Source organism: gamma proteobacterium symbiont of Axiagastus rosmarus (assembly GCF_059730925.1).
Genome location: NZ_AP035925.1, coordinates 391,844 through 411,964, shown reverse-complemented (window position 1 = coordinate 411,964; position 20,121 = coordinate 391,844). Strand labels below are relative to the sequence as shown.

The following is a 20,121-nucleotide window of genomic DNA, read 5'->3' as shown; positions in this document are numbered from 1 at the left end:
CTGCCGCTCTAAACGCAAATTCACCCGCCGGTCGCGGGTGAATTCCGACATAAAATCTAACATTTCCCGCCGCCGATCGCGCCGGCTGCGCACGGCATAAAGGCGAAAAATAGCCGCCTGCTGCCGTATCTGTGGCTGACGCGCTAAATCCGGTAACGTTGTGAGTGTTTCTTCACGTTACTGTTCACCGGCAGCGAAGGAGCAAAAAAGTCGCCCTGGCCGCCCGCGACGCCCAGCCCGGCCAGCGTTTGCCACTCCGCGCGCGTGCGTACACCGGCGGCAAAGACTTTGGTGGGCGTGGATTTACACACTTCCAGCAAACTTTGCACGAACAGCTGATTTTCTGTACGGCGCTCAATGTTGCGAATCAGGCCCGGATCGAGCTTGATCAGCTCAATCGGGAACTGCTTGATGTAAGCGCTACTCACCACCGTTAATCCGGCCTGATCTACCGCAATCCGACAGCCAAACGCGGTCAGCATACGGAAAACCGGCACTAAACGATTGATGTGTTGACAAACATCCGCCTCAGCAAGTTCAAATAAAAATCGTTTTCTTTGCGATTTACTGCACTGCAGCAGCAATTTTTGCAGCCAGCGCTGGAACGGCCGTTGCAGCAGCGAATCGATATTTACCGGCAGCGCCAGCGTTTCATCCGGCCAGACCTCCGACAGCGCCGCAATACGCATGACCAGCTGGCGATCCCAGCTGTCGGCCATGCCAAGCTGCAGCACCAGCGGCATGAACTCTGCCGACACCACCTCTTTATCGCCGTCGAACACGCGCGCCAGCATTTCACGGTGATGCACTTTGCCGTCCAGCAGCACCGCCGGTTTCTGGTACAGACGCGGGCCCCCGCGGTTTACGGTGTTTTCCAGCAGGGTGCGCCAGCGCACGCTGCCGCGCCCCATCTCCAGCGTATTGCCCTCGCCCACCGACCAGTTGTTGCCGCCCTGCAGCGCCGCCCGGCGCGTGGCCAGTTCGACGTTCTCCATCACCTGCGACACCGACTCGCCGCTGCGCCAGGCGCTAATGCCAATGTGGATCAGATCATCGCGATCCACCATGCGCATCGGCGGCAGCGAATCCACCGCGTTGATCAGCTGGTCGGCAATGCTGTTGGCCTCTTTCAAAGTGCGGTGCGGCAGCAGTACGGCAAAGTCGCTGCGGAAATAGCGCGCCAACAGCGCCCCCGGATAGCGCAGCACGAAGGTGGAGAGCATGTTTACCAGGTCGAACAGGTATTCATCGACCAGCGTCGGTCCGAGGGTTTCATGCAGGGTATCGAGGTCCGGCAGCCGCACCATCATCACCACACCGTGCGTGCCAACATCTTCCTGGTCTTCCAGCAACGTGGCCAGTTGGTTATCGAAAAACAGGCGATTATTCAGGCCGGTACGCGAATCCTGCGCGGCAAAGGTGCGGATTAAGGTGTCGATACGCAGACGCTGCTCGCCGGCTTCCTGTAAATCCCCCAGCAGCAGATCGATAGCGCGGCTGGCTTTCGGCGGCCATTCGGCGATGGTATCGCTGCGTGGCGCGCGCTCGCCAGCCAGAATGCGCTCCGCGCGCGCCTCCAGCCGCTCCATATGCTGCCAGCGGCGGTTAAGCCAGCGGTGCGTCATCACCAGCAGCGCCGACATGATCGCCACCACCGTCAGCAGGATAATCAGCGTGTAGGCACCGGTGAACGAGCGGAACCAGGTTTTGGCGGGATCGAGCACCACCACGCGCAGCGCCATGCCCGGCGCGTGCACCAGCGGCACATCCAGTTGAATGAAACGGTTGGGCTCGTCTTCCAGCATCGGATTTTCATGGCGCGCGAGGCGGAACAGCACGGTATCATCGTGATGCAGTTCCAGCTGTTCGGCATTGATGACGGGCATCAGGCGCGTCAGCCACTGCGTCAGTTCCTGCGGTGACTGGCTGGCCAGCGCTTTATCGACTTCCGTCGCCAGCGTCTGCACACGGTTCTCTACGCGCTGCTGCGACAGCCAGATAAAACTAAAAGCGCAGCCTACCAGCATCAGTAACATCGCCAGTAAGCTTAATAAGGTAATAAACGCAGAAAACTTGGTTGTTAATCGCATCCCTGTGCCTGTATCACTGCGGTTTATGAACGCCAGCCCACGGTTCGCGCCAGCCGCGCTGGTGCAAACCTGAGCAAATTATCACAATTACCGATCCAAATCAGCGCCCGCCCGGCGCCGGGTTTCGCCACCCTGCGGCGCGAGTATAACGTCAAAGTGTGAAGCGCTGGCTTCCGGGGCGGCTTTTTCGTCCTATTCTCAACAGAACGCACCGGCCAGGAAATTTCACATTTTGCCAGCGAAAGTGGCGCGCCGGGCAGCGTTTGATCATGCTAGCTGCAGTTAATCGATTTGCCGGAGAACGCCATGAAGCGCAAGCACATCCTTACCGAAGCCGATGTTACGCCGGAAAGCATTTTTAATCTGCGCCGCCGCCAGGTGCTGAAAGCGCTGGGGCTTGGCGCTGCCGCGGCCAGCCTGCCCGGCGGCGCACAGGCCGATGTGCTGAGCTGGTTTAAGGGCAATGACAGGCCGCCGGCGCCTGCCGGACGCGATCTGCAGTTCAGTAAACCGGCCCAGTGGCAGGCGGACCTGCCGCTGACGCCGTTTGATAAAGTCGCTGGCTACAACAACTTCTACGAATTTGGTCTCGACAAAGCCGATCCTGCCGCCAATGCCGGCACGCTGAAAACCGACCCGTGGCAATTGCGCATTGAGGGCGAAGTGGCGAAGCCAATGACGCTGGATATGGACGACATCTTCAAACGCTTCGCCATGGAGCAGCGTATCTATCGCATGCGCTGCGTTGAAGCCTGGTCGATGGTGATTCCCTGGGTAGGCTTTGAACTCAACAAGCTGCTGAAGCTGGCTGAACCCACCAGCAATGCCCGCTATGTCGCCTTCCAGACGCTATACGCGCCCGATCAGATGCCAGGACAAAAGGACCGCTTTATCGGCGGCGGGCTGGATTATCCCTATGTTGAAGGCTTGCGGCTGGACGAAGCGATGCATCCGCTGACGCTGCTCAGCACCGGCGTTTACGGCAAAGCGCTGCCGCCGCAAAACGGCGCGCCGATTCGCCTGACGGTGCCGTGGAAATATGGCTTTAAAGGGATTAAGTCGATCGTCAAAATTACCCTGACGCACGATCGTCCGCCTACCACCTGGAGCCAGATCGCCGCTAATGAGTATGGCTTCTACGCTAACGTGAATCCGCACGTCAACCACCCGCGCTGGTCGCAGGCGACTGAGCGCTTTATCGGTGCGGGCGGCATTCTCAAGGTGGAACGCCAGCCGACGCTGCTGTTCAACGGTTATGCTAAAGAGGTGGCCTCGCTGTATCGCGGTCTCGATTTACGGGAGAACTACTGAGTGCGCCTGACATTACGCCACGTTACGCTGCTGAAAGTGGTGCTGCATCTGGCGGCGTTTCTGCCGCTGGTGTACCTGTTTCTGGCGGCAAATCAGGGCTGGCTGAGCGCCGATCCGGCGAAAGATATCCAGCATTTTACCGGCCGCATGGCGCTGAAGCTGCTGCTGGCGACGCTGCTGGTGAGCCCGCTGACGCGTTATCTGAAGCAGCCGCTGCTGATTCGTACCCGCCGGCTGCTCGGCCTGTGGTGCTTTGCCTGGGCCTGTCTGCATCTCACCAGTTACTATCTGCTGGAACTGGGTTACGATCATCTGCGATTACTCGGCAGTGAGATTGTCTCGCGCCCCTATTTGTTACTGGGCATGATCAGCTGGATTATTCTGTTTGCTCTCGCCATCACCTCTTTTCAGCGCGCCCAGCGCAAACTGGGACGCCGCTGGCAAACGCTGCACAACGGCATCTATCTGGTCGCGATCCTCGCGCCTGTCCACTATCTTTGGTCAGTAAAAGTGCTGTCACCGCAGCCGTGGATTTATGCACTACTGGCGCTGGCGCTGTTAGGCTGGCGTTACAATAAGTTGCGTAAACTTCTGCGCCGATAATCCCCGCAAGGTTGTTTTCCTGCTGCGAGATCTGTTAAAAGGTGTGGCCTTCGGGCCTCGCCGGATCAACTTCGCAGATAAGACCAGTATTTTGCTGCGAATTGCCTCGAAACGGATATAATGCCCGGCTTTATTGCAAGCGAAGTCTTCTTTTTCACTCTGAAGAGTGACAAATGAAGGATGTCGCGGTATTTTACGCGATGCCTCACTGATTGCAGGAGATAGCCGCAAGATGGCGCATAAATTTCACATACTGCTGTTAAACGGACCCAACCTGAACCTGTTGGGAACGCGCGAGCCTGAGAAGTATGGTCACACTACGCTGGCGCAGATTGTCAGCGATCTGACGCAACAGGCCGACCAGCACCATGTGAAATTGAGTCATTTGCAATCGAATGCGGAATACCAGCTGATTGATCGTATTCACGAAGCCCGCGGCAACGTCGATTACATCATCATCAACCCGGCTGCGTTTACGCACACCAGCGTTGCCCTGCGCGATGCGCTGTTGGCGGTTAGCATTCCTTTTATTGAGGTGCATCTCTCAAATGTGCATGCACGCGAACCGTTCCGACATCACTCCTATCTTTCCGATGTATCTGCCGGCGTCATCTGTGGACTGGGCGCCGACGGCTACTCGTGGGCTTTACAAACGGCCGTAAAACGCCTGTCACATTCCAATTAAACAGAGTACGGAACCACACTCATGGATATTCGTAAAATTAAGAAACTGATTGAACTGGTTGAAGAGTCCGGCATCGCTGAGCTGGAAATCTCTGAAGGCGAAGAGTCGGTTCGCATCAGCCGTTCACCTGCCAATGTCGGTTACCCTATGATGCAGCAGGCTTATGCTGTTCCGGCTCCACAGCCTGCGCTGGCTGCTGCGGTTGCACCTGCTGCTGCGCCTGTCGCTGCAGAAGCGGCTAAACCTGAAGTCAGCGGCCACATCGTGCGTTCGCCGATGGTCGGTACCTTCTATCGCACCCCAAGCCCGGACGCCAAAGCGTTTGTGGAAGTGGGTCAGAAAGTGAACGCTGGCGACACCCTGTGCATCGTTGAAGCGATGAAAATGATGAACCAGATCGAAGCCGATAAATCCGGCGTTGTGAAGGCGATCCTGGTGGAAAGCGGCCAGCCGGTTGAATTCGACGAGCCGCTGGTCGTCATCGAATAACGAGGCGAAGCATGCTGGATAAAATTGTCATTGCTAACCGTGGTGAGATTGCGCTGCGCATTCTGCGTGCCTGTAAAGAACTGGGCATCAAGACTGTGGCGGTACACTCCACGGCAGACCGCGATCTGAAGCACGTGCTGCTGGCGGACGAAACCGTCTGCATCGGCCCGGCGCAGTCGGTCAAAAGTTATCTTAATATCCCGGCGCTGATCTCCGCCGCCGAAATCACCGGCGCGGTTGCGATCCACCCGGGCTACGGCTTCCTCTCTGAGAACGCCGATTTCGCCGAGCAGGTTGAGCGCTCTGGCTTTATCTTCATCGGTCCGAAAGCCGACACCATTCGCCTGATGGGCGACAAAGTGTCAGCGATCAACGCGATGAAAAAAGCCGGCGTACCGACCGTACCAGGCTCTGACGGTTCGCTGACCGACGACATGGAGAAAAACCGTGCCATCGCTAAGCGCATCGGCTATCCGGTGATCATCAAAGCCTCTGGCGGCGGCGGCGGTCGCGGTATGCGCGTTGTGCGCAGCGACAAGGATCTTGAGCAGTCCATCAACATGACGAAAGCGGAAGCCAAAGCGGCTTTCAACAACGACATGGTGTACATGGAGAAATTCCTCGAGAATCCACGCCACATCGAGATTCAGGTTCTGGCCGACGGTCAGGGCAACGCCATCTATCTGGCCGAGCGTGACTGCTCCATGCAACGTCGCCACCAGAAAGTGGTCGAAGAAGCACCAGCACCGGGCATCACGCCGGAACTGCGTCGCTACATCGGCGAGCGCTGCTCTAACGCCTGCGTGGAGATCGGCTATCGCGGTGCCGGTACGTTCGAGTTCCTGTATGAAAACGGTGAGTTCTACTTCATCGAGATGAACACCCGTATTCAGGTGGAACATCCGGTCACCGAGATGATCACTGGCGTCGACCTGATCAAAGAGCAGCTGCGTATTGCTGCCGGTCAGCCGCTGTCCATCAAACAGGAAGATGTGGTGGTGCGCGGTCATGCGGTCGAGTGCCGTATCAACGCCGAAGACCCGAACACCTTCCTGCCGAGCCCGGGCAAGATCACCCGTTTCCACGCGCCAGGCGGTTTTGGCGTGCGCTGGGAATCGCACATCTATGCCGGCTACAGCGTGCCGCCGTATTACGACTCAATGATTGGTAAGCTGATCACCTACGGCGAAAACCGTGACGTGGCTATCGCGCGCATGAAAAATGCGCTGGCGGAACTGATCATCGACGGCATCAAGACTAACGTCGAGCTGCAGATGCGCATCATGACCGACGAAAACTTCCAGCAGGGTGGTACTAACATCCACTATCTGGAGAAAAAACTCGGCCTGCACGAGAAGTAAGCGCAGCGCAGAGCAATGCAGAGGCCGGTTAAACCGGCCTTTTTCATTTTTGTTGCCTTTGAGGTTGCATGATGGATGGGCGTTTTTTGCAAGCTAACAAAGAGGCGCGCTGGTCGCTGTACCTGACGCTGGCGTACCTCGCCGTCTGGGGCGTGTCCGCATGGCTCGGCGGCACACAAAGCGGTTTCACCGGCTTACCGCGCTGGTTTGAGTTCTCCTGCGTGTTCGCCCCGCTGCTGTTCATCGGCCTGTGCTGGCTGATGGTGCGCGTGGTGTTCCGCGATATGTCTCTGGAGGACCACGATGGAAACTGAAATCATTCTGCCACTGCTGGCCTATCTGGTGCTGATTGCCGGGCTGTCGGTGTTTGCCATGCGCAAACAGCGCCACGGCAACTTTCTGAGTGAGTATTTCCTCGGCAGTCGCTCAATGGGCGGTTTTGTGCTGGCGATGACCATCACCACCACTTACATCAGCGCCAGCTCATTTATTGGCGGGCCGGGCGCGGCGTATAAATACGGGCTGGGCTGGGTACTGCTGGCGATGATCCAGGTGCCGGCGGTCTGGCTGTCGCTCGGCGTGCTGGGCAAAAAATTCGCGATTCTGGCACGACGCTACAACGCGGTGACGCTCAATGACATGCTGTACGGCCGCTACCGCAGCCCGCTGCTTATCTGGCTGGCCAGTATCAGCCTGCTGGTGGCGTTTATTGGTGCCATGACGGTACAGTTCATCGGCGGCGCACGCCTGCTGGAAACGGCCGCTGGTATTCCTTATGACACCGGGCTGCTGATTTTTGGCGGCACCATCGCGCTGTATACCGCGTTCGGCGGCTTTCGCGCCAGCGTGCTCAACGATGCCATGCAAGGGCTGGTGATGCTAATTGGCACCTTCCTGCTGCTGTTTGCCGTCATCCACCAGGCGGGCGGTCTGGCAACGGCGGTCACCAAACTGCGTAGCATCGATCCGCAGCTGGTGTCACCGGAAGGCGTCGGCAACGTCATCAATCCGACCTTCCTCAGTTCGTTTGCCGTGCTGGTGTGCTTTGGCGTGATTGGGCTGCCGCATACCGCCGTGCGCTGCATCTCCTACAAAGACAGCAAAGCGATGCATCGCGGTATCATCCTCGGCACTATCGTGGTGGTGATACTGATGCTCGGTATGCATCTGGCCGGCGCACTCGGCCGCGCGGTACTGCCGGATCTGGCGATTCCGGATCGCGTGATCCCGACACTGATGATCACCGTGCTGCCACCGATGGCGGCTGGCGTGTTCCTCGCGGCGCCAATGGCGGCGATCATGTCGACGATTAACGCGCAGCTGCTGCAATCGTCCGCTACGCTGATCAAAGATCTTTACCTGCGTATCGCGCCGCAGCACAGCGAGAACGAGGCGCGTCTGCGGCTGCTCTCCGGCACCATCACCTTTGTGCTCGGCCTGCTGCTGCTGCTGGCGGCCTGGAATCCGCCAGATATGATTATCTGGCTCAACCTGCTGGCGTTCGGTGGCCTTGAAGCGGTCTTTCTGTGGCCGCTGGTGCTGGGACTGTACTGGGAGCGCGCCAATGCGGCGGGCGCCATCAGTGGCATGGTGGTGGGAGCCGGATGCTATACGCTGCTTGCCAGCCTGAAAATCGGACTGTGGGGTTTTCACCCTATCGTGCCATCGTTGACATTAAGCCTGCTGGCCTTCCTGGTGGGTAATCTGTTCGGCAGCGCGCCTGACGCACGCGATGCTGCCCTGGAATAAAAGAGAAACGCTATGCCATGGATTCAAATCAAAATTAACAGCACCGGCGAGCACGCCGAAACCCTCAGCGACGCGCTGATGGACGCCGGTGCGGTGTCGGTCACCTTTCAGGACACGCACGACAACCCGGTGTATGAGCCGCTGCCAGGTGAAACCCGCCTGTGGGGCGATACCGATGTGACTGGCCTGTTCGACGCGGAAACCGCCATGGACGATGTGGTGGCTGAACTGAGCCAGCATCCGCTGCTGGGATCGGGTTTCCGCCATAAGATCGAACAGATCGAGGATAAAGACTGGGAGCGCGAATGGATGGATAACTTCCATCCGATGCGCTTCGGTGAACGCCTGTGGATCTGTCCCAGCTGGCGCGACGTGCCGGATCCGGATGCAGTCAACGTGATGCTTGATCCCGGTCTGGCCTTTGGTACCGGCACCCATCCCACTACGTCGCTGTGTCTGAGCTGGCTGGATGGTCTCGATCTGCAGGGCAAAACGGTGATCGATTTCGGCTGTGGCTCCGGCATTCTGGCCATCGCCGCGCTGAAACTCGGTGCAGCCCAGGCGATCGGCATTGATATCGATCCGCAGGCGATCCAGGCCAGCCGCGATAACGCGGAGCGCAACGGCGTGGCCGACCGCCTGTCGCTGTATCTGCCGCACCAGCAGCCGGAAAACCTGCAGGCGGATGTGGTGGTCGCCAATATCCTCGCCGGTCCGCTGCGCGAACTGGCGCCGCTGATTAGCGTGCTGCCGAAAGCTGGCGGCCATCTCGGCCTGTCCGGCGTGCTGGCCAGCCAGGCGGAAAGCGTGTGTGAAGCCTATGCGGAGCGTTTTGCGCTGGACGCCGTGGCGGAAAAAGAAGAGTGGTGTCGCATCACTGGCGTGCGCCGCTAACCGACGCATGGGCCAGCGACTGCTGGCCCGATTTTGCCCGCCTGAGACCTGTCTCAAATCCCCGCCAGCCCCGTTTTCCTGCCGTTTCTTTACATTGAAATCAGTAGACTGCTGCACCAGGCGATAGCGCTATCCCTGTTAACCGTGCCGTGCGCGGCACATAACATTGATATATCGCTTAGTGAATAAATGATGATGAAAAGCAAACACACACTGATCGCTCTGCTGCTGGCAGCAGCGCCTTTTGCTCACGTTCAGGCTGCCGCCTGGGATTATGCTCAGCCACAGCAGTGGGGCGACCTGTCCCCTGATTTTCACGTCTGCAAGCAGGGCGTGAATCAGTCGCCGATTGATATTCGCCAGGCGCTGCATGCCAGTCTGCCGGCGCTGACGCTGGAACTGCAGGCGCGCCAGGCCGCGATTGTTGACAACGGCCACACCGTGCAGATCAACCTGCAGCAGGGCGATACGCTGACGCTGGACGGCGAGACCTTCACGCTGAAGCAGTTCCACTTCCATACCCCGAGCGAAAACCTGATCGACGGCAAACGCTATCCGCTTGAGGGCCACTTTGTATTCAGTGACGAGCAGCAGCAGCTGGCGGTCATCGGGGTGATGTTCGAAGCCGGTGCGGCAAATCCGGTACTGACGACGCTGCTGGATACGCTGCCGGCGCAGGTCAATCAGCCGGCTACGCTGCAGCAGGATGTCGATATTACGCCACTGCTACCCGCCGATCGCCGTTACTACCGCTTCAGCGGTTCACTCACCACGCCACCGTGCAGTGAAGGCGTGCGCTGGCTGGTGATGAAGCAACCGGTAACGGCTTCCGCACAGCAGCTGCAGGCCTTCAGCGCGGTGCTAGGTGAACACGGTAACAGCCGCCCGGTGCAGCCGCTCAATGGCCGGCTGGTGGTTGAGTAACGAAATACTCACTAAACGTAAATAAAGCGTTCACTTTTCAATCAAATCACCGCCATTTCTCTTGCCGATTCGCGGAAGTGGCGGTTTTTATGTTGTGATTCAGCGCATATTTTTGGAAAAACTTTTGCTCACAATTTCAGCGTATTTTTTGTAATGCACTGAATTTAAACAAGTAATGATGAATATCCCGCTGCTAAGCCCCATTTCCCTGATCTTAAACGGCGAATTGTTCAAAGTTTGGCCTTTCATCTTCCGGAAAAAATGCGTAATATACGCCGCCTTGCGAACAGTTAGGGTCACTTCTTTTTCATGCGCATTGGACATCACCAGCTACGTAATCGACTCATCGCTGCGCCTATGGCCGGAGTATCCGACAAGCCATTTCGCACCCTGTGTTATGACAACGGCGCCGGTATGACTGTCTCCGAGATGCTGTCATCGAACCCGGAAGTCTGGGCCAGTGACAAATCGCGTTTGCGTATGGTGCATAGTGACGAGCCCGGTATTCGCGCCGTGCAAATTGCGGGTTGCGATCCCGATGAGATGGCCGCCGCCGCGCGCATTAATGTTGCGTCCGGTGCACAGGTTATCGACATCAACATGGGCTGCCCGGCTAAAAAAGTGAATCGTAAGATGGCAGGTTCAGCGCTGCTGCAGCATCCGCAGCTGGTGGAGTCAATCCTCCGTGCGGTGGTGAACGCAGTCGATGTACCGGTTACGCTGAAGATTCGCACCGGCTGGGACAAAGAAAATCGTAATTGTGTAGAGATTGCCCAATTGGCTGAACGCTGTGGTATTCAGGCCCTGACCATTCATGGCCGCACGCGCGCCTGTTTGTTTGAAGGGCAAGCTGAATACGACAGCATTCGGACAGTTAAGCAGAGCGTCGCTATTCCGATTATCGCGAATGGTGACATTACTGACCCGCACAAAGCCAGGGCAGTGCTCGACTACACCGGAGCCGATGCTCTGATGGTGGGACGCGCTGCTCAGGGAAGACCGTGGATCTTCCGGGAAATCCAGCATTATCTGGACACAGGGGAGCTGCTGGCACCGAAGCCGCTGGCTGAAGTGAAGCATATGCTGATTGGACACATACGGGAGCTGCACGACTTTTACGGTCAGCGCAAGGGATACCGTATTGCCCGAAAACACGTTTCCTGGTATTTGCAGGAAAGTGCCCCTGACGACCAGTTTCGGCGCACATTCAACGCCATAGAGGATGCCAGCGAACAGCTGGAGGCGTTGGAGGCATACTTCGAAAATCTTGCGTAAACGAAATAAAGAGCTGAAAGAACTATGTTCGAACAACGCGTAAATTCTGACGTACTGACCGTTTCTACCGTTAACTCACAGGATCAGGTGACGCAAAAGCCTCTGCGTGATTCGGTTAAACAGGCACTGAAGAACTATTTTGCTCAACTGAACGGTCAGGATGTAAGTGACCTGTATGAGCTGGTACTGGCTGAAGTCGAGCAGCCTCTGTTGGACATGGTGATGCAGTATACCCGTGGCAACCAGACCCGCGCTGCCCTGATGATGGGCATCAACCGCGGTACGCTGCGTAAGAAGCTGAAAAAATACGGCATGAACTAAGCGTTCTGGTTCCTTGCTGCGATAACGCCAGCCTCTGGGCTGGCGTTTTTGTTGCTGCTGTTTGTGCGTTAACACCGCGTGAAACGATTATCGTCAAAATGGTAACGATAGTTGCAATCGCCGGCGTGATAACTCATCTCTCTCAGGGCCGCTGCCCTGCCCTGTTTTTGCGCAGAAAAAAACCTCCTGATCGCCCCTCAGCCCGCTTTGTTTGTGATCCTGAACCGCTTCAGCGGTAATTCCACTTTGCCGTACACCTGTTCATGAGCGTTAGCTCACACTGCTTCCATATAGTGAAACTTTTTGCACTATTTGTGATCGTGGCGACTCGTCATGCTGCCTTTTGGTGCGCGATAGTAGCGACAACTTTCCGGATACGTCCGTTTATTAAAAGATCTTTCCAGTGAATTCAGGATTCTGCAAACCTGGCATCAGCTTTGCAGTGTCGTGGATGGCTAAACGCCACAGAAAGAAATAAGCGCACAGTAAAGTGCGCGCAAACATAACAACACACGATCTCGCCACACAGGATGCTTTATGAAAAAGATGATGCTTTCCACCCTGATTGCTGCCGCCTCACTGTTCGCCGTGACCCAGCAGGCGCACGCAGGCACCACGCTGGACGCCATTAAGAAGAAAGGGTTTATACAGTGCGGTATCAGCGATGGTCTGCCAGGGTTCTCCTACGCTGACGCCAGCGGCAAATTCACCGGTATCGATGTTGACGTGTGCCGCGCCGCTGCCGCTGCGGTCTTCGGCGATGCCAGCAAAGTAAAATACACCCCGCTGACCGCCAAAGAGCGCTTCACTGCGCTGCAGTCAGGCGAGGTGGATATCCTGTCGCGTAACACCACCTGGACCTCATCACGCGATGGCGGCATGGGCTTCCTGTTCGCCGGCGTAAACTATTATGACGGCATCGGCTTCCTGACCCATAAGAAAGCCGGTCTGAAAAGTGCCAAAGAGCTGGATGGTGCCACCGTGTGTATCCAGGCCGGTACCGATACCGAGCTGAACGTGGCCGACTACTTTAAAGCTAACAAAATGCAGTACACGCCGGTCACCTTCGACCGCTCTGATGAGTCTGCCAAAGCGCTGGATAGCGGCCGCTGCGATACCCTCTCTTCTGACCAGTCACAGCTGTATGCGCTGCGCATCAAGCTGGGCAAGCCGGATGACTTTATCGTACTGCCAGAAGTGATTTCGAAAGAGCCGCTGGGCCCGGTCGTCCGTCGCGGTGATGATGACTGGTTCACCATCGTGAAATGGTCGCTGTTCGCCATGCTGAATGCCGAAGAGATGGGCATCAGCTCGAAGAACGTCGATGAGATGGCGGCGAAACCTACCACGCCAGATATGGCACACCTGCTGGGCGCTGAAGGTGATTTCGGTAAAGACCTGAAGCTCGACAACAAATGGGCGTACAACATCATCAAACAGGTTGGTAACTATCAGGAAGTTTTCGATCGTAACGTCGGTAAAGACAGCGCGCTGAAAATTGCACGTGGCCAGAATGCGCTCTGGAACCAGGGCGGCATCCAGTACGCTCCGCCAGTGCGTTAATCGTTTTCTGCCAGTCGGGCACCGCATCCTGCGGTGCCCACGCGTATTCTTCACTGAGGTTTTAACATGTCGCAACGCCCAACCGTGAAAAGGGATTTTTCGTTCGGTAATCCTACGGTTCGCGCCTGGCTTTACCAGATTGTCGCGATTGTGGCGGTGTTTGCTGTGGTGGGTTATCTGATCCACAACACGGTGATCAACCTTGCCAATCGCGGTATCACCTCCGGCTTTGGCTTTCTTGAGCGCAACGCCGGTTTCGGCATCGTCCAGCATCTGATCGATTACAGCGAAGGTGATACCTACGCGCGCGTGTTTATGGTCGGGTTAACCAACACCCTGCTGGTCTCCGCGCTCTGTATTGTCTTCGCCTCCATCCTCGGCTTCGCCATCGGTCTGGCGCGCCTGTCGGATAACTGGCTGCTGCGCAAGCTGTCGACCATTTATATCGAGACGTTCCGTAATATCCCGCCGCTGCTGCAAATCTTCTTCTGGTACTTTGCCGTGCTGCGCAATCTGCCGGGCCCGCGTCAGGCGCTGAACGCGTTCGATCTGGCTTTTGTCAGCAACCGCGGTTTGTATATACCGTGGCCGGAGTATGCACCCGGCACCTGGCCATTCCTGATCGCGCTGGCGATTGCCATCGCCGCCAGCGCCGCGCTGTTCCGCTTCAACCGCAAGCATCAGCTGAAAACCGGTCAGCTGCGCCGCACCTGGCCCGCTGCGGCCGGTTTAATTGTGCTGCTGCCGCTGATCGCCCATACGCTGTTTGGTGCCGCCACGCACTGGGATGTGCCCGAGCTGCGCGGTTTCAACTTCCGCGGTGGCTTTGCCATGATTCCGGAACTGGCAGCGCTGACGCTGGCACTGTCGATCTACACCTCTTCCTTTATTGCTGAGGTGATTCGCGCCGGGATTCAGTCAGTACCGCATGGTCAGAGCGAAGCGGCACGTTCGCTCGGGCTGCCCAACCCGGTTACGCTGCGTCAGGTGATCATTCCGCAGGCGATGCGCGTGATTATCCCGCCGCTCACCAGCCAGTACCTTAACATCGTAAAAAACTCCTCGCTGGCGGCCGCGATCGGCTATCCGGATATGGTGTCGCTGTTTGCCGGCACCGTACTGAATCAGACCGGCCAGGCAATTGAAACCATTGCCATCACCATGGCGGTTTATCTGATTATCAGTCTGCTCATTTCGCTGCTGATGAACCTCTATAACCGCAAAATTGCGCTGGTTGAGCGTTAAGAGAACGGAACCATTATGTCTGTGACCACACACGAAACGCCGCCGGTGTCGGGCAATCCACTGGGTAAAGCCTGGCTCTGGGCGCGTAAAAACCTGTTCTCCAGCTGGCTGAATACGCTGCTCACGTTACTCAGCCTGTGGATTATCTGGAGCGTTATCCCGCCGGCGCTGAACTGGTTGATCTTCCAGGCTAACTGGATTGGCGAAACCCGAGCGGACTGTACGAAAGCGGGCGCCTGCTGGGTCTTTATCCACGCGCGCTTTGGCCAGTTCATGTACGGGCTCTATCCGCATGAGCTGCGCTGGCGCATTAATCTGGCGCTGGTGATTGGTCTGCTGTCGATTGTGCCGATGTTTATCAAATCGATGCCGCGCCGTGGCCGCTATATCGCCTGCTGGGCGGTGATCTATCCGGTGGTTGTCTGGCTGCTGCTGTACGGCGGCTATTTCGGGCTGGATCGCGTGGAAACGCGCCAGTGGGGCGGCCTGACGCTGACGCTGATTATCGCATCTGTCGGCATTGCCGGGGCGCTGCCGCTCGGCATTCTGCTGGCGCTGGGTCGTCGCTCTAAAATGCCGGTGGTGCGCACCCTGTCGGTGATTTTCATTGAGTTCTGGCGTGGCGTACCGCTGATTACCGTGCTGTTCATGTCTTCAGTGATGCTGCCGCTGTTTATGGCGGAAGGCACCACGATAGACAAACTGGTGCGTGCGCTGGTTGGCGTGATCCTGTTCCAGTCGGCGTATGTCGCCGAAGTGGTGCGTGGCGGGCTGCAGGCCCTGCCTAAAGGCCAGTACGAAGCGGCAGAGTCGCTGGCGCTCGGCTACTGGAAAACCCAGGCGCTGGTGATTTTACCGCAGGCGCTCAAGCTGACCATTCCTGGTCTGGTGAACACCATCATCGCGCTGTTTAAAGATACCAGCCTGGTGATCATCATCGGCCTGTTCGATCTGTTCAGTAGCGTGCAGCAGGCAACCGTCGACCCTACATGGCTGGGTATGTCGACCGAAGGCTATGTCTTCGCTGCACTGGTTTACTGGATTTTCTGTTTTAGCATGTCGCGCTATAGCCAGTATCTGGAGAAGCGCTTCCACACCGGGCGTAAATCGCACTGAGGTTTTACATGACACAAACAATGACAACGGCGGCTAACGCCATGATGATTACGCTCGAAAACGTGAACAAATGGTACGGTCAATTCCACGTGCTGAAAGATATCAACCTGCAGGTGAAACCGCGCGAGCGTATCGTGCTGTGCGGCCCTTCGGGTTCCGGTAAATCCACCACCATTCGCTGCATCAACCACCTGGAAGAGCATCAGCAGGGACGGATTGTCGTAGACGGCATCCACCTGAATGATGATGTACGCAATATTGAACGCGTGCGCACTGAAGTCGGCATGGTATTTCAGCACTTCAATCTCTTCCCGCATCTGACCGTTCTGCAGAACTGCACGCTGGCACCGATGTGGGTACGCAAGATGCCAAAGAAAGAGGCCGAAGAGCTGGCGATGCACTATCTGCAGCGCGTGCGCATTGCTGAGCATGCCCATAAGTTTCCCGGGCAGCTCTCTGGCGGACAGCAGCAGCGCGTGGCCATCGCCCGTTCGCTGTGTATGAAGCCGAAGATTATGTTATTCGATGAGCCCACCTCCGCGCTCGATCCTGAGATGGTTAAAGAGGTGCTGGATACCATGATCGGTCTGGCGGAAGACGGGATGACGATGCTGTGTGTGACGCATGAGATGGGCTTTGCGCGTACGGTTGCCGATCGGGTGATCTTCATGGATCGCGGTGAAATTGTCGAGATGGCGCCGCCGGATGAGTTCTTTGCGAATCCAAAATCCGAGCGGACCCGGGCGTTTCTGTCGCAGGTTATCCACTAAGCGAACACGATTAGCCGCATCATTCAGCCCTTGCCAGCATGGCAGGGGCTTTTTTTATGCCTGTGGATTTTATTGAGCGTTTATTGAGATAAAGGTCATCGCGGAAAACAAAAAAGCCCTGAACAGATGTTCAGGGCTTTCGTGTTTGATGCCTGGCAGTTCCCTACTCTCGCATGGGGAGACCCCACACTACCATCGGCGCTACGGCGTTTCACTTCTGAGTTCGGCATGGGGTCAGGTGGGACCACCGCGCTGTTGCCGCCAGGCAAATTCTTTTAAACCGAACTCATGCCATAACTGGTGCTGATACCCAGAGTCGAACTGGGGACCTCACCCTTACCAAGGGTGCGCTCTACCAACTGAGCCATATCAGCACACTAAATTTGATGCCTGGCAGTTCCCTACTCTCGCATGGGGAGGCCCCACACTACCATCGGCGCTACGGCGTTTCACTTCTGAGTTCGGCATGGGGTCAGGTGGGACCACCGCGCTGTTGCCGCCAGGCAAATTCTTTGTGCCCTGTCCCGCGTCTTTCGCACTGATGCCGCGTTGGCCGCGCTCGCAAAGTCAGTCACATACTCGTGTATGCTCCTTCCTTTCCTTCGCTTGCCGCCTCGCCTCAGCGCGAAATCCTCCGGACTCGCGTCCGCAGAACAAAGCTGATTCTTTATCCGTCACAGGCTGAAAATTCTTTCGGTCTCTCAGACCAAAACGCCTCTGGCGTTGTAAGGTTAAGCCTCACGGGTCATTAGTACCGGTTAGCTCAACGCATCGCTGCGCTTACACACCCGGCCTATCAACGTCGTCGTCTTCAACGTCCCTTCAGGACCCTTAAAGGGTCAGGGAGAACTCATCTCGGGGCAAGTTTCGTGCTTAGATGCTTTCAGCACTTATCTCTTCCGCACTTAGCTACCGGGCAGTGCCATTGGCATGACAACCCGAACACCAGCGGTGCGTTCACTCCGGTCCTCTCGTACTAGGAGCAACCCCCCTCAATTCTCCAGCGCCCACGGCAGATAGGGACCGAACTGTCTCACGACGTTCTAAACCCAGCTCGCGTACCACTTTAAACGGCGAACAGCCGTACCCTTGGGACCTACTTCAGCCCCAGGATGTGATGAGCCGACATCGAGGTGCCAAACACCGCCGTCGATATGAACTCTTGGGCGGTATCAGCCTGTTATCCCCGGAGTACCTTTTATCCGTTGAGCGATGGCCCTTCCATTCAGAACCACCGGATCACTATGACCTGCTTTCGCACCTGCTCGAGCCGTCACTCTCGCAGTCAAGCTGGCTTATGCCATTGCACTAACCTCCTGATGTCCGACCAGGATTAGCCAACCTTCGTGCTCCTCCGTTACGCTTTGGGAGGAGACCGCCCCAGTCAAACTACCCACCAGACACTGTCCGCAGCCCGGATTACGGGCCTACGTTAGAACATCAAACATTAAAGGGTGGTATTTCAAGGATGGCTCCACGCAGACTGGCGTCCGCGCTTCAAAGCCTCCCACCTATCCTACACATCAAGGCTCAATGTTCAGTGTCAAGCTATAGTAAAGGTTCACGGGGTCTTTCCGTCTTGCCGCGGGTACACTGCATCTTCACAGCGATTTCAATTTCACTGAGTCTCGGGTGGAGACAGCCTGGCCATCATTACGCCATTCGTGCAGGTCGGAACTTACCCGACAAGGAATTTCGCTACCTTAGGACCGTTATAGTTACGGCCGCCGTTTACCGGGGCTTCGATCAAGAGCTTCTCCTTGCGGATAACCCCATCAATTAACCTTCCGGCACCGGGCAGGCGTCACACCGTATACGTCCACTTTCGTGTTTGCACAGTGCTGTGTTTTTAATAAACAGTTGCAGCCAGCTGGTATCTTCGACTGGCTTCGGCTCCGGGAGCAAGTCCCTTCACCTACGCGCCAGCGTGCCTTCTCCCGAAGTTACGGCACCATTTTGCCTAGTTCCTTCACCCGAGTTCTCTCAAGCGCCTTGGTATTCTCTACCTGACCACCTGTGTCGGTTTGGGGTACGATTTCGTGTTACCTGGAGCTTAGAGGCTTTTCCTGGAAGCAGGGCATCAGTTACTTCACCGCCGTAGCGGCTCGTCGTCACGCCTCAGTGTTAAAGAAGACCGGATTTGCCTGGTCTTCACACCTGCACGCTTAAACCGGGACAACCGTCGCCCGGATAACCTAGCCTTCTCCGTCCCCCCTTCGCAGTAACACCAAGTACAGGAATATTAACCTGTTTCCCATCGACTACGCTTTTCAGCCTCGCCTTAGGGGTCGACTCACCCTGCCCCGATTAACGTTGGACAGGAACCCTTGGTCTTCCGGCGAGCGGGCTTTTCACCCGCTTTATCGTTACTTATGTCAGCATTCGCACTTCTGATACCTCCAGCATGCCTCACAGCACACCTTCAGCGGCTTACAGAACGCTCCCCTACCCAACAACACATAGTGTCGCTGCCGCAGCTTCGGTGCATGGTTTAGCCCCGTTACATCTTCCGCGCAGGCCGACTCGACCAGTGAGCTATTACGCTTTCTTTAAATGATGGCTGCTTCTAAGCCAACATCCTGGCTGTCTGTGCCTTCCCACATCGTTTCCCACTTAACCATGACTTTGGGACCTTAGCTGGCGGTCTGGGTTGTTTCCCTCTTCACGACGGACGTTAGCACCCGCCGTGTGTCTCCCGTGATAACATTCTCCGGTATTCGCAGTTTGCATCGGGTTGGTAAGCCGGGATGGCCCCCTAGCCGAAACAGTGCTCTACCCCCGGAGATGAGTTCACGAGGCGCTACCTAAATAGCTTTCGGGGAGAACCAGCTATCTCCCGGTTTGATTGGCCTTTCACCCCCAGCCACAAGTCATCCGCTAATTTTTCAACATTAGTCGGTTCGGTCCTCCAGTTAGTGTTACCCAACCTTCAACCTGCCCATGGCTAGATCACCGGGTTTCGGGTCTATACCCTGCAACTTAACGCCCGGTTAAGACTCGGTTTCCCTTCGGCTCCCCTATGCGGTTAACCTTGCTACAGAATATAAGTCGCTGACCCATTATACAAAAGGTACGCAGTCACACCCTAAAGGTGCTCCCACTGCTTGTACGTACACGGTTTCAGGTTCTGTTTCACTCCCCTCGCCGGGGTTCTTTTCGCCTTTCCCTCACGGTACTGGTTCACTATCGGTCAGTCAGGAGTATTTAGCCTTGGAGGATGGTCCCCCCATGTTCAGACAGGATACCACGTGTCCCGCCCTACTCGTCGGACTCACAACCTGTGCATCTTCGTGTACGGGGCTGTCACCCGGTATCGCGCGACTTTCCAGACGCTTCCACTGATGCACAAGCTGATTCAGGTCCTGGGCTGCTCCCCGTTCGCTCGCCGCTACTGGGGGAATCTCGGTTGATTTCTTTTCCTCGGGGTACTTAGATGTTTCAGTTCCCCCGGTTCGCCTCGTTAACCTATGTATTCAGTTAACGATAATGCACAAGTGCATTGGGTTTCCCCATTCGGACATCGACGGCTGTAGCGGTTCATATCACCTTACCGTCGCTTTTCGCAGATTAGCACGTCCTTCATCGCCTCTGACTGCCAGGGCATCCACCGTGTACGCTTAGTCGCTTAACCTCACAACCCACAGGCGTTTTGCAACGCTGCAGACTGCAAGCATTTGAGAGACCCGAACGCATCGCCATTTCATTCTTATTACGGAGAATGAATA

At 56.5% G+C, this 20,121-nt stretch carries 16 protein-coding genes, 1 tRNA gene and 3 rRNA genes; 15 read left to right on the top strand and 5 right to left on the bottom strand.

The window, feature by feature from the left end; translation table 11 throughout:
- Nucleotides 1-143: 143 nt before the first annotated feature.
- A complete protein-coding gene (gene csrD / locus AC6I8F_RS01965) occupies nt 144-2,090 on the bottom strand; it encodes an RNase E specificity factor CsrD (RefSeq protein WP_058759881.1) in 1,947 nt (648 codons plus the stop codon).
- Between the two features lie 306 nt (nt 2,091-2,396).
- Between csrD and msrP the strand changes: the two genes are divergently transcribed.
- The 15 genes from msrP (at nt 2,397) to AC6I8F_RS01890 (ending at nt 16,396) form a co-directional block, all read left to right on the top strand.
- Nucleotides 2,397-3,401: a protein-methionine-sulfoxide reductase catalytic subunit MsrP gene (msrP, locus tag AC6I8F_RS01960; protein WP_058759882.1), complete on the top strand. Its 1,005-nt coding sequence runs from the start codon at nt 2,397-2,399 to the stop codon at nt 3,399-3,401.
- Nucleotides 3,402-4,004 carry a protein-methionine-sulfoxide reductase heme-binding subunit MsrQ gene (msrQ, locus tag AC6I8F_RS01955; RefSeq protein WP_021508155.1) on the top strand — a complete coding sequence of 201 codons (603 nt, stop codon included), beginning with the start codon at nt 3,402-3,404 and terminating at the stop codon, nt 4,002-4,004.
- A 232-nt stretch (nt 4,005-4,236) separates the two neighbouring features.
- Nucleotides 4,237-4,689 carry a type II 3-dehydroquinate dehydratase gene (gene aroQ, locus AC6I8F_RS01950; RefSeq protein ID WP_059011527.1) on the top strand — a complete coding sequence of 151 codons (453 nt, stop codon included), beginning with the start codon at nt 4,237-4,239 and terminating at the stop codon, nt 4,687-4,689.
- 21 nt (nt 4,690-4,710) lie between these two features.
- On the top strand, nt 4,711-5,178 hold the full coding sequence (accB, locus tag AC6I8F_RS01945) for an acetyl-CoA carboxylase biotin carboxyl carrier protein (protein ID WP_058759883.1): 468 nt from the start codon (nt 4,711-4,713) through the stop codon (nt 5,176-5,178).
- Between the two features lie 11 nt (nt 5,179-5,189).
- The gene (gene accC / locus AC6I8F_RS01940; RefSeq protein WP_088516096.1) at nt 5,190-6,539 is read left to right on the top strand and encodes an acetyl-CoA carboxylase biotin carboxylase subunit; all 1,350 of its coding nucleotides are present in this window, start codon (nt 5,190-5,192) and stop codon (nt 6,537-6,539) included.
- Between the two features lie 71 nt (nt 6,540-6,610).
- Entirely contained in the window at nt 6,611-6,853 is a 243-nt protein-coding gene (locus AC6I8F_RS01935; RefSeq protein WP_058771470.1) for a YhdT family protein, read from the top strand.
- Nucleotides 6,843-8,288 (top strand): sodium/pantothenate symporter, encoded by a 1,446-nt coding sequence (panF, locus tag AC6I8F_RS01930; protein WP_498028424.1) that lies wholly within the window; start codon nt 6,843-6,845, stop codon nt 8,286-8,288. The genes AC6I8F_RS01935 and panF overlap by 11 nt, the downstream gene beginning before the upstream one ends.
- Before the next feature lie 12 nt (nt 8,289-8,300).
- Nucleotides 8,301-9,182, top strand: a complete 882-nt coding sequence (gene prmA, locus AC6I8F_RS01925; RefSeq protein WP_058759886.1) for a 50S ribosomal protein L11 methyltransferase — start codon at nt 8,301-8,303, stop codon at nt 9,180-9,182.
- A 195-nt stretch (nt 9,183-9,377) separates the two neighbouring features.
- Nucleotides 9,378-10,106, top strand: coding sequence for a carbonic anhydrase (locus AC6I8F_RS01920; RefSeq protein WP_498028776.1), 729 nt, complete (start codon nt 9,378-9,380; stop codon nt 10,104-10,106).
- A 309-nt stretch (nt 10,107-10,415) separates the two neighbouring features.
- Nucleotides 10,416-11,381 (top strand): tRNA dihydrouridine synthase DusB, encoded by a 966-nt coding sequence (gene dusB, locus AC6I8F_RS01915; protein ID WP_040679767.1) that lies wholly within the window; start codon nt 10,416-10,418, stop codon nt 11,379-11,381.
- Nucleotides 11,382-11,405: 24 nt separating this feature from the next.
- Nucleotides 11,406-11,702, top strand: coding sequence for a DNA-binding transcriptional regulator Fis (fis, locus tag AC6I8F_RS01910; RefSeq protein WP_003855228.1), 297 nt, complete (start codon nt 11,406-11,408; stop codon nt 11,700-11,702).
- A 537-nt stretch (nt 11,703-12,239) separates the two neighbouring features.
- Nucleotides 12,240-13,265 carry an amino acid ABC transporter substrate-binding protein gene (locus AC6I8F_RS01905; RefSeq protein WP_058759887.1) on the top strand — a complete coding sequence of 342 codons (1,026 nt, stop codon included), beginning with the start codon at nt 12,240-12,242 and terminating at the stop codon, nt 13,263-13,265.
- A 66-nt stretch (nt 13,266-13,331) separates the two neighbouring features.
- The gene (locus tag AC6I8F_RS01900; protein WP_021508165.1) at nt 13,332-14,510 is read left to right on the top strand and encodes an amino acid ABC transporter permease; all 1,179 of its coding nucleotides are present in this window, start codon (nt 13,332-13,334) and stop codon (nt 14,508-14,510) included.
- 15 nt (nt 14,511-14,525) lie between these two features.
- Nucleotides 14,526-15,626 (top strand): amino acid ABC transporter permease, encoded by a 1,101-nt coding sequence (locus tag AC6I8F_RS01895; RefSeq protein WP_058759888.1) that lies wholly within the window; start codon nt 14,526-14,528, stop codon nt 15,624-15,626.
- A gap of 8 nt (nt 15,627-15,634) precedes the next feature.
- Nucleotides 15,635-16,396 carry an amino acid ABC transporter ATP-binding protein gene (locus AC6I8F_RS01890; RefSeq protein WP_283342576.1) on the top strand — a complete coding sequence of 254 codons (762 nt, stop codon included), beginning with the start codon at nt 15,635-15,637 and terminating at the stop codon, nt 16,394-16,396.
- A 150-nt stretch (nt 16,397-16,546) separates the two neighbouring features.
- Here AC6I8F_RS01890 and rrf (AC6I8F_RS01885) read toward each other — a convergent pair.
- From rrf (AC6I8F_RS01885) to AC6I8F_RS01870, 4 genes are all read right to left on the bottom strand, one after another.
- A 5S ribosomal RNA gene (gene rrf, locus AC6I8F_RS01885) occupies nt 16,547-16,662 on the bottom strand.
- A 32-nt stretch (nt 16,663-16,694) separates the two neighbouring features.
- Nucleotides 16,695-16,770: transfer RNA gene (locus AC6I8F_RS01880), tRNA-Thr, on the bottom strand.
- A gap of 14 nt (nt 16,771-16,784) precedes the next feature.
- A 5S ribosomal RNA gene (gene rrf, locus AC6I8F_RS01875) occupies nt 16,785-16,900 on the bottom strand.
- A 223-nt stretch (nt 16,901-17,123) separates the two neighbouring features.
- Nucleotides 17,124-20,027 (bottom strand): 23S ribosomal RNA (locus AC6I8F_RS01870).
- Between the last annotated feature and the right edge of the window lie 94 nt (nt 20,028-20,121).

Excerpts from the sequence above, each read along its gene's own strand:
- csrD (WP_058759881.1), bottom strand. The coding sequence starts at position 2,090 with ATGCGATTAACAACCAAGTTTTCTGCGTTTATTACCTTATTAAGCTTA.
- msrP (WP_058759882.1), top strand. The coding sequence starts at position 2,397 with ATGAAGCGCAAGCACATCCTTACCGAAGCCGATGTTACGCCGGAAAGC.
- aroQ (WP_059011527.1), top strand. The coding sequence starts at position 4,237 with ATGGCGCATAAATTTCACATACTGCTGTTAAACGGACCCAACCTGAAC.
- accB (WP_058759883.1), top strand. The coding sequence starts at position 4,711 with ATGGATATTCGTAAAATTAAGAAACTGATTGAACTGGTTGAAGAGTCC.
- accC (WP_088516096.1), top strand. The coding sequence starts at position 5,190 with ATGCTGGATAAAATTGTCATTGCTAACCGTGGTGAGATTGCGCTGCGC.
- AC6I8F_RS01935 (WP_058771470.1), top strand. The coding sequence starts at position 6,611 with ATGGATGGGCGTTTTTTGCAAGCTAACAAAGAGGCGCGCTGGTCGCTG.
- panF (WP_498028424.1), top strand. The coding sequence starts at position 6,843 with ATGGAAACTGAAATCATTCTGCCACTGCTGGCCTATCTGGTGCTGATT.
- prmA (WP_058759886.1), top strand. The coding sequence starts at position 8,301 with ATGCCATGGATTCAAATCAAAATTAACAGCACCGGCGAGCACGCCGAA.
- AC6I8F_RS01920 (WP_498028776.1), top strand. The coding sequence starts at position 9,378 with ATGAAAAGCAAACACACACTGATCGCTCTGCTGCTGGCAGCAGCGCCT.
- dusB (WP_040679767.1), top strand. The coding sequence starts at position 10,416 with ATGCGCATTGGACATCACCAGCTACGTAATCGACTCATCGCTGCGCCT.
- fis (WP_003855228.1), top strand. The coding sequence starts at position 11,406 with ATGTTCGAACAACGCGTAAATTCTGACGTACTGACCGTTTCTACCGTT.
- AC6I8F_RS01905 (WP_058759887.1), top strand. The coding sequence starts at position 12,240 with ATGAAAAAGATGATGCTTTCCACCCTGATTGCTGCCGCCTCACTGTTC.
- AC6I8F_RS01900 (WP_021508165.1), top strand. The coding sequence starts at position 13,332 with ATGTCGCAACGCCCAACCGTGAAAAGGGATTTTTCGTTCGGTAATCCT.
- AC6I8F_RS01895 (WP_058759888.1), top strand. The coding sequence starts at position 14,526 with ATGTCTGTGACCACACACGAAACGCCGCCGGTGTCGGGCAATCCACTG.
- AC6I8F_RS01890 (WP_283342576.1), top strand. The coding sequence starts at position 15,635 with ATGACACAAACAATGACAACGGCGGCTAACGCCATGATGATTACGCTC.